A 13081-nucleotide genomic window follows, 5' to 3' on the forward strand; every position below is an offset into this window, starting at 1 on the left:
ATTATTGATTAGAGAACTTCATAATTATTTCCCATCCCTATCAAAATATACTATCATTGCAATCGTTTACCATTGTGTTGCCACCTTGTATGATGAGAAAAGTTTGTTACATACTCTTATTTCTAACCGCAGTATCTGCTTACGGGCAGTTAGGAGGGAGAGCAACATACCAGTTTCTCAATTTAATGTCATCACCTAGGCAAGCAGCCCTGGGCGGAAAAATAATCACAAACTATGATTATGATCCAGACTCTGCCCTTTACAACCCTGCAAATATTAATTACAGAATGGATAACCAGCTCTCTGTAAACTATGTAAACTACCTTGCAGATATAAATTATGGTACCGCCTCATATGCCTATTTATGGGACAGACGCACACAAGTACTTCACGCCGGTATAACGTATGTAAATTACGGGAGCTTTGACGGGCGGGACGAAAACGGAAATGCAACAGGAGAATTTGGTGGTAGTGAGGCAGCGCTCTCGCTGGGCTATGCGACTAATATTCCTTACACAGACTTTTATGTAGGAGCAAATGTAAAACTCATCACCTCCACACTGGCCGAGTATACCTCTGCCGGCGGAGCGATAGACCTGGGTCTAACTTATAATTATGAAGACTGGGATCTTAACGCGGCCGTAGTAGTGCGCAATATAGGCACGCAGTTTACACCCTATGTAGACACCATAGAGAAGTTGCCACTAGAGATAGATGCTGGCATCTCCCAGATAGTGCCTAATGTACCCATACGCTGGCACCTTACCCTTGAAAACTTACAACTCTGGAACATCGCTTTTGAGAATGAAGCCCGCGGCACCACAGATCTAGACGGAAACACCACTGCCGAGAAAATAGGTATTCTAGATAACGTTATACGCCACGCCATTGTGGGTGTAGAACTCTTTCCACGAGGAGGCTTTAACCTGCGACTAGGTTATAACTTTAGACGTAGTGAGGAGTTGCGTATTATTAACCAGCGCAGCTTTGCAGGGATAAGCGCCGGTTTTGGTATTAAGATTAATAAGATGCGATTTAACTATGCTTACGCACGTTACAATAGTGCTGCCGCTAGTAGCTTTTTTGGCATAGGTATAGATTTGCAGTAATTCTCTTTGTGGGAGCACACACTTATTTTTGAATCTTCACGGCCGTATCCCGCTTTACATTACAATTCCTCACGGCGCTCACGCTTGTTGCGGGATTTTCATTACAATCGGGGCTAGAGACTTGAGATAGTGCGTGTTTGCAATTGCAATGTTGTGCGTGTCTATATACCTTTTAAAAGTACTTTTAGAGTTCCTTACATCTCATAATCATAATCCCTATTTTTGCTCAAAACACACCATACGTGAAAATAACCATCGCCATAGACGGATATTCCTCAACCGGAAAAAGTACCGTAGCAAAACAACTAGCAGACTGGCTAGAATACATATATGTAGACACCGGCGCGATGTATCGTGCAGTAACGCTTTATGCAATGCGTAAAGGTCTTATATCTGATGGTTTTTTTGATAAAGAATCACTTATTAATAAATTATCAGACATTAATATTTCATTTACCAGAGACACCACTTCTGGAAAGGCAGAAGTCTGTCTTAATGGAGAAAATGTAGAGCAATATATTAGAACATTAGAGGTATCCTCTTTTGTAAGTCCTATAGCCACCGTATCAGAAGTACGAGCAAAGCTTGTAGAGCAGCAGCAACGTATGGGAGAAGAAAAAGGTATTGTGATGGACGGTCGTGATATAGGTACAGTAGTATTTCCTACGGCAGAGCTTAAGATATTTATGACAGCCAGTGCAGAAGAGCGTGCAAAAAGGCGATACAATGAGCTTGTAGAGCGCGGTGATGATGTAAACTATGATGCCGTGCTATCTAACGTAGTAGAGCGTGATCACATAGATACCACTAGAGAAGACTCTCCACTAGTAAAAGCAGCAGATGCTATTGAGATTGATAATACAGAAACTAATATAGAAGACCAGTTTCATACCATTTTACAACTCGCAAAAGATCGCATTGCACAACGTATATAATGTCAAAACTTCCTAAACAAGCCCACCTTATACTCTCTGCGAGCATAGTTATCGTGATGGCATTTGTTTACGGAGCAAACCCCAGTGTTATACTGTTTGATATTTTTGGATTTAAGGTCCAAGATCTTGAGCTCAAAAATATTTTTAGAGCCATAATGGGTGTATACCTTGCGTTAGGAGTTTACTGGCTTTATGGTGTTGTAAAGCCTATGCACTGGGAGCGCGCTACTTTTTTTAATGTATTATTTATGGGAGGTCTTACTGCAGGCAGGCTTATAAGCACTTTGATAGACGGCTGGTCTCCACAATATGGATTAGGTATGATAGGAGAAGCCATACTCACCGTATGGGGTTTGTGGAATCTCAATTATTATACACAAAAAAAACCTACGGTCTAGATCGTAGGTTTTTTTATTAATAGCCTTTATAATTTCCTTTTTACTTTACGAGTGCTAGAGCAGTGATAGAGAGCATATCATACTCCTCATCATCTTCATTAAGTTCTGTTGAAGTTGTAAATGTAATTTTAAACTGCTGTCCTTTGTAAGTGTCTTGAGTAAGGTCAAATTCTTGAGCAGCTATAGCACTTATTGCCTCAAAGGCATAAGTTAGGTCGTCGCTATCTGTAAAGTAATACGTCTCGTCACTATAACCGGTAAAGGTTGCGGTCACTGTTTCAGAAGTTGTGTTGTAAGCTATAGTAGCTAGTGTAAATAGGGCAATAAAAAGTGTTTTCATAATAGTGTAAATTAAAAGTGTTTGTTAATTCAAAAAGCCGCGTGTGCGACCACTATTGTTCAGATTTCCCAACCTAGGATTTTACCCTGCACCTTATACGTTGTTAATATAGAGAAGGTTACAAAAACGCATAAAAAAAGTGAGTTTAAGGTGTGATTTTTATATGAGTAGCTGTTAAGTGCTGTATACAGGGGGTTTCTTACTATTGGTAATGATGAGGATTTTTATCGCTTTCGCGAAAGCGTACTTATAAAAACTACCCTAAAGACTCGTAGCGCAAAAAATAATCACAAAATTATCGTTAAAGCGTAAGAGCAGTTTTTAGTTAAATTATCGTAAAAAGAGTGGCTTCTATTTCTTAAAAAGTTAAAGAATGTTAATAGTGTAATGTTGCCAAAACCAAACCTCAAATCACTGCGTAACTATGCTAGAAATTAAAAACAATTAAACCTTTTATTTATGAAATTAACTAGCAAATTAGGAATACTACTTATCGCATCTGCAGGATTTATAGCCTGTGAAACTGATGATAACGGATTATCAACAACAACAGATGATGATGGATCTGCAAACCTAGAATTAGATAACTCACTGTTTGCAACAAGTAACACAAGTGGTGACATTACAGTATATGATGTAGAAGATATAGCGAGTGTAACGGCATCTACTTTTGGAACAGCAGCTACAGATACAGAGGGTATCTATTATGATAGTAGTGATGATGAGGTGATACAGATATCACGCTCTGAGTCTCAGATACAAGCTTTTGGAGACCTTTCACTTAATGTGGCAGGTATCGCTCTTAATGCTTCTGTAAGCAGTACTGCTTCTTTATCAAGTCCTCGTGATCTTGCTGTAAATGATAATATTTATGTTGTGGCAGATAATGCAGATGTAGATGGTGATGATAGTACAGATGATGGACGTTTATTTATCTACACAAGAGGAGATGATGGATCTATCACATTAAGAAATATAGTGACAGTAAACTTTGCTGTATGGGGAATCGAGTTTGATGGAGATACTCTTATCGCAGTTGTAGACAAAACGTCTGACGTAGCAATCTTCGAAAACTTTGCAGATTCAAACACAACAGATGCTACAGTAGAGGCTACAAAAACAATTACTATTGAAGGTATTGTAAGAACGCACGGTCTTGCTGTAGATGGTGGTACCCTTATCCTTACAGATGTAGGTAGCGCAACAGATGATGCAGATGGTGCTTTTCATATCATATCTGACTATGCTTCAAAATTTGCTGGTGTAGCAAACGGTGAGACACTTGCAGTAGTAGGTAACCAAGTACGTGTAGCGGGTGACGCAACATTTTTAGGAAACCCAGTTGCAGCCGAGTATGATGCAGAATCTAACGTAGTATTTATTGCAGAGCGTGCAAACGGTGGCGGAAGAATTCTTGCCTTCTCAAACGCACAAGCTGGAGGTAACCTTACTCCATCTGTAAATAATGAACTAGAAGGAGCTTCTTCATTATACCTAAACGAGTAATCATTTACCCAATAATTATTTTATAAAAAAAAGCCTCTCAGTAATTGCTGAGAGGCTTTTTTTTACCATTATGGAGTGAAATAAAAAAGGCGCGTTAGATATCTAGCGCGCCTTTTACTTTATATTATCTGGTAGATTTATTCTTCTACCTCGTTTGCTTGCATTGTTGAGAAAACGTTCTGTACATCATCATCTTCATCTAGCTTATCTATAAGCTTGTTTACATCTGCCTCTTGCTCTGGTGTAAGCGTTTTAGTCACTTGTGGTATACGGTCAAAGCCAGACTCGAGTATTTCCATACCTCTTTCTTCTAGAGCACTCTGTATTGCTCCAAAACTCTCAAAAGGAGCATATATGTGTATTCCATCTTCATCTTGAAAAACCTCCTCGGCGCCAAAGTCTATAAACTCAAGCTCTATCTCATCTACATCTTGTCCCTCTGCATTTACTCTAAAGGTACACGTGTGATCAAACATAAATACGACAGATCCAGAAGTACCTAGGTTACCATCACATTTATTAAACGCTGCACGCACATTTGCTACCGTACGGGTGTTATTATCTGTAGCGGTTTCTACAAGTATTGCAATACCGTGCTGCGCGTAGCCTTCAAAGATTACCTCTTTATAATCACCTTGACTCTTATCTGAGGCACGCTTTATTGCTCGCTCTACATTATCCTTAGGCATATTTACTGCCTTAGCATTTTGTATTACGGCACGTAACCTTGAGTTTGAGTCTGGATCTGGTCCTCCTTCTTTTACCGCCATTACGATATCTTTACCTATACGTGTAAAGGCTTTAGACATTGCGCTCCAGCGCTTCATTTTACGTGCTTTTCTAAACTCAAATGCTCTTCCCATAAATAATAAGGATATAGTGATTATACCTGCAAAGGCAGATATCTCTTGTTAAATGTAATTGTATAAACTAAAAAAACGATCTGCACTTTTGCACAGATCGCTGTAAAAATATGAAATCGCTTGATTTCTTTAAAATTTATAGTTCCTTAAGCGCCCAAAATATCGTCTATTGCCGCTGCAAGATCAAAATCTTTTTCTGTCACACCATTTGCATCGTGTGTATTGAGTGAGATTTCTAGTTCATTATACGTATTAGTCCAGGTAGGGTGGTGGTCCATTTTTTCACACTCAAAAGCGATACGCGTCATTGTGGCAAATACTTCTCTAAAGTTTTCAAACTCTATCGTAGTATGTATTGCATTATCATCAAACTCCCAATCTGGAAAATCTTCTAATCTATTTTTAATCTGATCGTCTGTAAGTTTCATAATATAAGTTTTACCGTTTTGTATTAAAGATACTCAATTACGCTTTCGCGAAAATGCTATTACGATTAAAAATTTGTTAATGATTAATTATTCTTTTCTAGAGCTTATCTCACCCGTATATCAAGACATAAACCTATTTTCAATCAGTCGTTTTTTAGAAAGTAGTCTTCATTTGAGTAGGCTTCTTTACTCACAAATATAGAGGCATCTTTAAACCAGACTTCTGCATAATTACCATCTGCATATTGTTTTTGTAAATCTCCATCGTGTGTTTCTGCCCCAGAACACCAGTTTCTATTTACCTCGGGAGATTTTCCATTAGTCTGGTTATAAGACCCTAGTTTAAAAAACAAGCCTTCTTCTGCATAAGCATTTGCTCTTTCTAGGCCGTCTTGACCTATAGGGAAAAATAATTTCTTTGTTTGATCAGGAACATCTGCCATTGTTGTATAATCAGATGTAATCAGATTTTTAGTAAATGTCTTTGTCTCGTGTCCATCACTAGTAAAAGTGAGATTCATTATGCCATTTTGAATTTCTATTATATATGTAAATGCTTCGCCATACATAATACCATCCTTTGGCTCATCTGGAACAGTGTTTTCTGTAGGGCCTACCGTACTAAAATCATTTCCCCACACGGCTGTACTATAATCCCATCTCTTTGCATTGCTATTACCAGCGGTGTTAATTTCATAATGCCAGAAAACAGATCCCTTAGTATGACCTGGAAATTTTTTGTAAAAAATTTTAAGCGGTTCATTTTCAAAAGCATCTGCACTGTGTATTTGACCTATAACAACGGCGTGCGATGCGGCAACACGTTCATCACCTGTCCGAGAGACATTCATAACTTTAACCGTGGCTTCAAGAGAAGCCTTTGTCATAGCGCTCCATTTTTTGGTTTGTGCTAGTTCTGTTCTTGTGTTATTTGATGTACCGTGAGTATCTCCTGCATTAGGTGTTTTAAAAACTACCCAGTCTCCTGTACTGTCACTCGCTGTATAAAAGAAGTCTTTGTTTTCATATTTACTAGCATCGCCTACATTAGAACCATCACCTAGAATGAGTTTCCAATTATCAAAAAATGGTATTACCTCACCAGCATAGGGTGTTGTTGTCTCTTTAATTGAATCAAGGTCACTAGCTGGAGGTGAAGAGGCGTTATTACAGCCGTTTAATAGGAGTAGAGATGTAACCACACCTAGAGGTATGGTCTTAGTAATCATTTTTTTAAACATTGTCGCAGATTTTTAGATACACTCAAGATACCTAAAAAAGTAAGATGTATCTAAACGTATCATTTTAAAAGAATAACCTTATAAATTATAACAACTAGACAACGTTTTCAAAAATTACAACAACCTAAAGCGCATTCTATCCATTAACGTCCATTTGTCTTTAATTCTAATAGACTGTCTTAATATGATTTCAAAAGCAATGTCATTACTGTCACATATCAAGATAATATGGCCTTTTTTAATAGTTATCTTTTCGTCGTTGTGAGGCTCATAACGTACATTTTGTAATTTAATATTTTCCCACTCCACTCCAAAAGAAGTACCCTTACGTAAGATTTCATTAAAGTCTTTGGAAGCTTCCGTCTTAAAATTGGTTAGAATATTATCTACCTCTGGAACTCTCTCATTAGGCCTTCCCGCTTTCACCATTGGTATAATATATAAGATGTCATCTTTTGTAGGAAGGCTTTCCATAACTAGTTTGCTATCTTGATTTTGCAGCGCAGAAACGATATTCTTAACTAGTGTTGTTTCCTCAAAATTTTCTTGCGCAAAGACATTAAGCGATACGCAAAAAAATAAAAGAAGTAATAGTGTGGTTATTTTTTGTTTCATAAGGGGAGTTTAAATAAATTTCATATTATTGAATTTCAGACACCCAGACATCGTTGAGGTTTGACCCTTCTGTATTATAACCTGCTATTATATAAAATTTGTTATTTAGTACACTTGTTGTATGACCAAATCTAGTTGTGTAATTAACCGGGCCAGAGGTAGCCTCAAACCAAGATATACCGTCTGAGGTGTACCAAATATCATTTGTTAAGCCACTAGACGTTTCTCCGCCAAAAAACCACATTTTGTCTTCTAGTACGACGCTAGCACTTATATTTCTCGGAGAAAAACCTGGGTTTTCTGTTACAAGTTGCCAATCAACTCCATCAGAACTTGAATAAACATTATTAGTCACTCCATTATCAGTATTACCTCCTAGTACCCACATCTTATTATCAAAAACAAGACTTTCATTTACGATGCTCGAAGCTAGTGGAGGGTTGTCATTGATTAAAGTCCAAGTTACTCCGTCAGAGCTGCTCCACACATCATTGTAAGTAGATGAATCTAAACCATTAATCACCCAAATTTTATTATCAAACACTACAGAAGAATGTAAAAACCTAGGAGGAAAATTTGCATTGTCATTTTCTAACGTCCAATTTATTCCATCAGAACTAGACCAAACATCATTGAGAGCACCTATAGTTCCAGAATTTTGAAAACCAATTCCCCCTATTACCCATATTTTGTTATCAAAAACAACCGAGGTATGGAGCTCTCTTGGCGAAAAATCTGCATTTTCTGTCTCTATGTCCCAGATTACCCCATCAGCACTTGACCAAACATTATTTGAAATAGAACCGCCTATGATCCAAATTCTATTATTAAATGTAACCGTAGTATGATTACTTCTAACAGGAAAAGGGCCGTCCATTAAAAAATTTGCGGTGAGTAACTCTATACCTCTTGTATCAAATTGAAAAACGGTAGATGTTGTTGAGTTACCATCACTATCGGTAGCTATAACTTTCCAATAATAAGTTGTGTCAAGTTCAAGCTCATTTGCAAGTGCATAGCTTGTGCTAGTTAAACTAGCGGCAATTATACTATTTGGATTTGGGTTTGTGTCAAGTAGTAAATCATATGTGACCATATCACCATCGGTATCTATTGCAGTTTCCCAAGAGAATGAAGGTAAAGTTTGAACATCAACACTGTTATTTGCAATAGTAACTAATGCAAATTCATTAGGAGTATTATTTTCTTCTATGGGTGTAGAGTCATCGCTACTATCTGTTTCACAAGAATATAAAACGATAGCTAGTCCAAAAGTTAATAAGAATTTGAGGGATGAGATTGTGTTTGATTTCATTTTTTTGTTTTTGATTGATTGAAACGTGAGGAATGTTTTTCTGCCTTCAAAAATTTGATTTCTCAGTTCTGTGTTCTAAGATTTGCTAAAATTTATTGAGATGCAAGTATATAAATAATTAAAGAATATTCGCACAACTGTAATTTCCTTTAAAATAAATATGCTTTCGCGAAAGCGTAAAACCACACAGTTGTCATTATGTCTAATGTAGTGTCATAGCTTCTCAAGACGAAACTACAAACGCTTTCTACAATCTCACTGCGGATTTACCCAAAGAGGTAGGAAACAGGAAATATTCATTTAAAAACAGATAGTACTTATAATCAAAAAAGCCATAGCTGCTGTATTGCGGTCTATGGCTTTGTGTTAATATGTATACTTTTTTAATTTCTTCCAGCCATTACACCGCCATCTGTATCCCATATTGCACCTGTTACCCAACCAGCTTTGTCAGAGAGTAAGAATGTAATACTATTTGCAATGTCTTGAGCCTCACCAAAACGGCCTATTGGGTGAAAAGCGTTAAAACCTACGAGCGCTTTTTGAGCTTCTTCTTCACCGCCAAAAACATTATTATAAACCGGAGTGTTTACAAGCGCAGGCGATACTGCATTTACACGTATGTTATCATCTGCAAGTTCCATTGCTAGGTGTTGCGTGAGCGAATGTAATCCTGCTTTTTGCATAGAATATGCAGAAGATGGAGTTGCCTTTACTGCTTGCTTAGCCCACATAGATCCTACATTTACAATAGAACCACCTTGAGTAGCTTTCATTTTCTTTGCAGCACTCTGCGTGATAAAAAAGAAACCTCTATTAAGATCTTGGTAAGAGTTATAATCTTCCATTGTGTGATCTAAAAATGGCTTAGGGCCAAAGATTCCTGAAGCATTTACAAGATAATCTAAGTTTTCTAGCTCGCTGATTTTAGCAACTAAACCATCTACCTCTTGCGTGTTTGAGATATTTACGGTGTGCTTAATTAGGTTAGGAGCATCACTTATTTTATCTGTGTTTCTACCTACCACGTGTACCGTTGCACCGCCTTCTAGTAAAGTGTTTGTAGTCGCATTACCGATACCGCTTGTTCCACCTATTACTAAGGCTACTTTGTTTTTAAATTCTTTCATAGTTCAATTATTTAATTATTTATAATAGACAGACAAGTCTGTCTTTAAGTGTTCAAATTTTTTTAAGCGATCAGTCTTTCACAAATATTTTTTGACTCTAAGATAGGCCAGTCTTGTTGGTGCAGGTGACTTTCTCCTACAGCGCTTTCATAAAGTAAATAGATTTGTCTAGCAAGAGAGGCTGTTTGTTCCTCATCTTTTTCGTCTAAGTTGGTCGCTACTAGTTTTGTGATAAGATCAATGAAGGTGTTTTTCTGTAATTGGATTTCATTTCTTATGAGCTTATTGTCTTTTGGTATTTCTGCTACTGTTTTTATACACCAGCAACCATTAAAATCCTTCTGTTTATAGAATAACGTTAAGAAGTCAAAAATAGCGAGGAGTTGTTCTTTTCCCTTTATTTTTGAAGTGGTAAATGCTTCAAAATCTTTAAGAAAGCTTATGTTTTTGTGTTTGAGATATGCTAGACAAATCTCCTCCTTAGATTTAAAATGATTATAGAGGGTCGCCTTTGCAATACCAGCTTCAGCAATAATCTGATTGATACCCGTAGTATTATAACCGTTCTTATAAAATAAGTTTGAGGCGGTTTCTATAATTCTACTTTTCACTTCGGCGTGTTTCATACGGCAAATATAGAGTAAAATATTTAAAACAGACAGGTCTGTCTATTTTTTGTTTTGAGTTGCGCTTTCGCGAAAGCGTAAAAAAAATCAACATAGCCGGTTTGTTACTTGCGATGATAGGCCTCTCAAAGTTGGTGTGCGTTAAATAGTAATACAATTATACCTAACTTTTAAGAATGCTATAATTTTTGTTAGGTAGTCAGATAGCTATACCACTATTTTGAATTTTAAACCAATCCACTCACATATATCATTAATAATAGTGATCACAAGGTTATGAGATAGGCTTTATAGCTAGGTATTATAAATTTTATGATACAACTTTTAGCTTATGTTTTGTAAGAATTAATCAATCCAGTTAAAAGCCGTTATAGATACACCTGTAAAACAATCGTCTGCACAAAAGTCTGGTACAAAGCCGCAAAGGGTGAGTAATCCATTAGTTTCGGTGTTGAAATAGATGGTGTTGTTCTCCTCATCAACCGTAAGATATTCACTCACGCAGGAGTTATAAAGATCATCTATGGTTACTGGACTGGCTCCTTCTTGATGAGAGCCTAGTGTCGCTTCATTTTCTGTATATGATTCTGTAAATGTTATTTCTCCCGTTCCTCCATCCATCATATAAGATTGATATGCTCTAGAAACAACATTGTTATTTACTACTTTAATTTCGGTTACAGCTCCATAACCCGTCCAAGATGAAACATCTGTTTGGTAAATGTAGGATCTTCCATTTTCATTTTTTAAGGAAGTCCACTGGGCTAGACTTTCATCATAGGTTGAGCCAGGTGTGCCCTCTAGGTCTGTAAGTTCAGAAAGTATGCTTGAGTTAGCATCGTCATCACTGCTACAAGATGCAAGTGTGATGGTAATTGCAAGAAGTATGCTTAAATAATATTTCATTTGTATTGATTTGATTGATGATGCAATTGTAGTTAAATTTTTTGATATGATAAAGTTTCCCCAAGCTTTATAGGCGTCGCTCTTTTCTCTTTTTCTTTTTTTGTCTTTTGAGATATCTATGGTGAGCCTTTATTGTTTGATTATTGAGTTTACCCGTGACCTCTACTTTAAATCCTAAGTCTCTAAGTTTCTCTTGGTATTTCGTTAATTTTATTTTGGCTTGACGAGCTTTTATAATGTCTTCTTTTGTCTTACTCTTTTCGGCTCGCAATGCAAGGGTGTCGCAGTTTATTTCTTTCCAAGTAAATTTTTTGTCATACTCAAAGCAGCGCTCATAGCATTTACCAGGTTGTGCATTAGGAGGGAAGTCATAATTTTGAGAATGTAGGCTTGTCCTACTAAAGAGGATGAATACAGTAAGGAAGATACCTTTCATTTGGTTTGATTAAGTATTTAAAGATACAGGTGTTTGTATAAGTTTTACGCTTTCGCGAAAGCATAAAAGACAACATTACTAGCAATCTGCTTGCCTTAAGTAATTCTATAGTTTATACCACTACAAAATATATTATAAAGGCTTCTCAAAATTTGAGAAGCCTTTAAGTCTAATTGTGTATAAAGAAGGTTATTGCTTTACTACTTTTTGGGTAAAAATTCCAGCAGTAGTTTTTGCTGTTATTAAGTATAAGCCATTTGCGAGGTTGCCTAGGTTTACACTATTGGTGTTTAATTGTTTCATAACTTCTTTACCTGTTATATCTAGTATAGAAATACTATTAATTTGAACAGATGAGTGAGTAGATAGAGTTATTGTGCCCTTTGTAGGGTTTGGAAAAGCAGATGCATTTACAAGCGTTTGTCCTTCTAGACTAAGGTTACTACATTCTGCTCCGAAAAGAAAATTACCAAAAAGTTCACCACTTTCTGCCGCACCTTCTATTTCTATACTAATAACTTCTTCATCTGTATAAAACCCAAAGAAGGTCTCAACATCTATAGGTGTGTTTACCGCAAAATCTTCAATAAGGTTTCCTCCAGTACCATATATTCTAACATTTGTGGTCGCATCGAGGTTGTTATAAATATCAAATGCTGCAGCATATATAGGCGTGTCGAAATTTATAATTGTAAACTCTGCAAAAGTTGTAGCTCCTATAAGAGAGCTATTATTTGCCAAAGATCCGGCAGGTATGTTCACCACACTTGCTTGGTTTGAAAGTTCTGAAGAGGTTGTAGTAAAACCAGCCTCAATTTCTGCAGCAGGAAAGCAACTATCCCCCGCATCACTAATGGAAGGGCCACAAACAGTAATAGCTGCTGGTCCTCCTGTAAAAACTTCAGAAGTAATGGTGCTGTCATCGCAGTCTGCGATTCCTGAGTTAAAGTCTGTAAGAGAAGTATATGTATCTACAACCACTTGGCTGTTAGAGCTAGACCTGGTTATTGTCGCCTCTGTAGGAGTATTATTAGTTTGTGATGTTGTAGAATTCATAGAGTAAGCTGTCTCATCATTTTGTGCGTAAGTTGATACGCTAAAGAGGCAAATTGCTAAAAATGTAATTTTTTTCATAATATGATTTTTGATTAAAATGAATTTTGAAAGGTAAAAAATTTTTATTTATAATTACATAACATTCAGCAAACGCATATAGGGTAATAAGACTCTACA

15 protein-coding genes are annotated in these 13081 nt (G+C 36.8%); 4 read left to right on the top strand and 11 right to left on the bottom strand.

The features are described 5' to 3' along the window. The first annotated feature begins 89 nt into the window (after window positions 1-89). From porQ to ACJJVM_RS12680, 3 genes are all read left to right on the top strand, one after another. A complete protein-coding gene (porQ, locus tag ACJJVM_RS12670; protein WP_021778570.1) occupies window positions 90-1109 on the top strand; it encodes a type IX secretion system protein PorQ in 1020 nt (339 codons plus the stop codon). Between the two features lie 242 nt (window positions 1110-1351). Continuing rightward, window positions 1352-2044, top strand: a complete 693-nt coding sequence (cmk, locus tag ACJJVM_RS12675) for a (d)CMP kinase (RefSeq protein ID WP_021778571.1) — start codon at window positions 1352-1354, stop codon at window positions 2042-2044. Further along, complete coding sequence (locus ACJJVM_RS12680) at window positions 2044-2442, top strand: DUF4345 domain-containing protein (protein WP_405211876.1); 399 nt, start codon at window positions 2044-2046, stop codon at window positions 2440-2442. The genes cmk and ACJJVM_RS12680 overlap by 1 nt, the downstream gene beginning before the upstream one ends. 40 nt (window positions 2443-2482) lie before the next feature. Here the strand turns inward: ACJJVM_RS12680 and ACJJVM_RS12685 are convergent, their stop codons facing one another. Then, on the bottom strand, window positions 2483-2782 hold the full coding sequence (locus ACJJVM_RS12685; protein ID WP_405211877.1) for a hypothetical protein: 300 nt from the start codon (window positions 2780-2782) through the stop codon (window positions 2483-2485). A gap of 459 nt (window positions 2783-3241) precedes the next feature. On the opposite strand from ACJJVM_RS12685, the gene ACJJVM_RS12690 reads away from it, so the two are divergent. Continuing rightward, entirely contained in the window at window positions 3242-4288 is a 1047-nt protein-coding gene (locus tag ACJJVM_RS12690) for a hypothetical protein (protein ID WP_405211878.1), read from the top strand. Between the two features lie 137 nt (window positions 4289-4425). On the opposite strand, the gene ACJJVM_RS12695 is transcribed toward ACJJVM_RS12690, so the two are convergent. The 10 genes from ACJJVM_RS12695 to ACJJVM_RS12740 all read right to left on the bottom strand — a co-directional run bounded on the left by ACJJVM_RS12695 (window position 4426) and on the right by ACJJVM_RS12740 (window position 12982). After that, a complete protein-coding gene (locus ACJJVM_RS12695) occupies window positions 4426-5151 on the bottom strand; it encodes a YebC/PmpR family DNA-binding transcriptional regulator (RefSeq protein WP_298348072.1) in 726 nt (241 codons plus the stop codon). 146 nt (window positions 5152-5297) lie between these two features. Continuing rightward, complete coding sequence (locus ACJJVM_RS12700; protein ID WP_021778576.1) at window positions 5298-5579, bottom strand: 4a-hydroxytetrahydrobiopterin dehydratase; 282 nt, start codon at window positions 5577-5579, stop codon at window positions 5298-5300. 143 nt (window positions 5580-5722) lie between these two features. Then, window positions 5723-6808 carry a polysaccharide lyase family 7 protein gene (locus ACJJVM_RS12705; RefSeq protein WP_405211879.1) on the bottom strand — a complete coding sequence of 362 codons (1086 nt, stop codon included), beginning with the start codon at window positions 6806-6808 and terminating at the stop codon, window positions 5723-5725. 126 nt (window positions 6809-6934) lie between these two features. Then, a complete protein-coding gene (locus ACJJVM_RS12710) occupies window positions 6935-7435 on the bottom strand; it encodes a hypothetical protein (RefSeq protein WP_405211880.1) in 501 nt (166 codons plus the stop codon). 25 nt (window positions 7436-7460) lie between these two features. Further along, window positions 7461-8750 (bottom strand): Kelch repeat-containing protein, encoded by a 1290-nt coding sequence (locus ACJJVM_RS12715; RefSeq protein WP_405211881.1) that lies wholly within the window; start codon window positions 8748-8750, stop codon window positions 7461-7463. Between the two features lie 383 nt (window positions 8751-9133). Next, a complete protein-coding gene (locus ACJJVM_RS12720) occupies window positions 9134-9880 on the bottom strand; it encodes an SDR family NAD(P)-dependent oxidoreductase (protein ID WP_298348082.1) in 747 nt (248 codons plus the stop codon). Window positions 9881-9942: 62 nt separating this feature from the next. After that, entirely contained in the window at window positions 9943-10506 is a 564-nt protein-coding gene (locus tag ACJJVM_RS12725; RefSeq protein WP_405211882.1) for a TetR/AcrR family transcriptional regulator, read from the bottom strand. A gap of 345 nt (window positions 10507-10851) precedes the next feature. Beyond that, window positions 10852-11412: a hypothetical protein gene (locus ACJJVM_RS12730; protein ID WP_405211883.1), complete on the bottom strand. Its 561-nt coding sequence runs from the start codon at window positions 11410-11412 to the stop codon at window positions 10852-10854. A gap of 67 nt (window positions 11413-11479) precedes the next feature. Further along, a complete protein-coding gene (locus ACJJVM_RS12735; protein WP_405211884.1) occupies window positions 11480-11848 on the bottom strand; it encodes a hypothetical protein in 369 nt (122 codons plus the stop codon). Between the two features lie 189 nt (window positions 11849-12037). Continuing rightward, window positions 12038-12982 (bottom strand): T9SS type A sorting domain-containing protein, encoded by a 945-nt coding sequence (locus ACJJVM_RS12740; RefSeq protein ID WP_405211885.1) that lies wholly within the window; start codon window positions 12980-12982, stop codon window positions 12038-12040. Window positions 12983-13081: the final 99 nt, after the last annotated feature.

Source organism: Dokdonia sp. Asnod2-E02 (assembly GCF_045063915.1).
GTDB lineage: Bacteria > Bacteroidota > Bacteroidia > Flavobacteriales > Flavobacteriaceae > Dokdonia.

Bases quoted from the DNA above. Each gene is read 5' to 3' on its own strand.
- porQ (WP_021778570.1), top strand. From the start codon at position 90: ATGATGAGAAAAGTTTGTTACATACTCTTATTTCTAACCGCAGTATCT.
- ACJJVM_RS12680 (WP_405211876.1), top strand. From the start codon at position 2,044: ATGTCAAAACTTCCTAAACAAGCCCACCTTATACTCTCTGCGAGCATA.
- ACJJVM_RS12685 (WP_405211877.1), bottom strand. From the start codon at position 2,782: ATGAAAACACTTTTTATTGCCCTATTTACACTAGCTACTATAGCTTAC.
- ACJJVM_RS12690 (WP_405211878.1), top strand. From the start codon at position 3,242: ATGAAATTAACTAGCAAATTAGGAATACTACTTATCGCATCTGCAGGA.
- ACJJVM_RS12695 (WP_298348072.1), bottom strand. From the start codon at position 5,151: ATGGGAAGAGCATTTGAGTTTAGAAAAGCACGTAAAATGAAGCGCTGG.
- ACJJVM_RS12700 (WP_021778576.1), bottom strand. From the start codon at position 5,579: ATGAAACTTACAGACGATCAGATTAAAAATAGATTAGAAGATTTTCCA.
- ACJJVM_RS12705 (WP_405211879.1), bottom strand. From the start codon at position 6,808: ATGATTACTAAGACCATACCTCTAGGTGTGGTTACATCTCTACTCCTA.
- ACJJVM_RS12710 (WP_405211880.1), bottom strand. From the start codon at position 7,435: ATGAAACAAAAAATAACCACACTATTACTTCTTTTATTTTTTTGCGTA.
- ACJJVM_RS12715 (WP_405211881.1), bottom strand. From the start codon at position 8,750: ATGAAATCAAACACAATCTCATCCCTCAAATTCTTATTAACTTTTGGA.
- ACJJVM_RS12720 (WP_298348082.1), bottom strand. From the start codon at position 9,880: ATGAAAGAATTTAAAAACAAAGTAGCCTTAGTAATAGGTGGAACAAGC.
- ACJJVM_RS12725 (WP_405211882.1), bottom strand. From the start codon at position 10,506: ATGAAACACGCCGAAGTGAAAAGTAGAATTATAGAAACCGCCTCAAAC.
- ACJJVM_RS12730 (WP_405211883.1), bottom strand. From the start codon at position 11,412: ATGAAATATTATTTAAGCATACTTCTTGCAATTACCATCACACTTGCA.
- ACJJVM_RS12735 (WP_405211884.1), bottom strand. From the start codon at position 11,848: ATGAAAGGTATCTTCCTTACTGTATTCATCCTCTTTAGTAGGACAAGC.
- ACJJVM_RS12740 (WP_405211885.1), bottom strand. From the start codon at position 12,982: ATGAAAAAAATTACATTTTTAGCAATTTGCCTCTTTAGCGTATCAACT.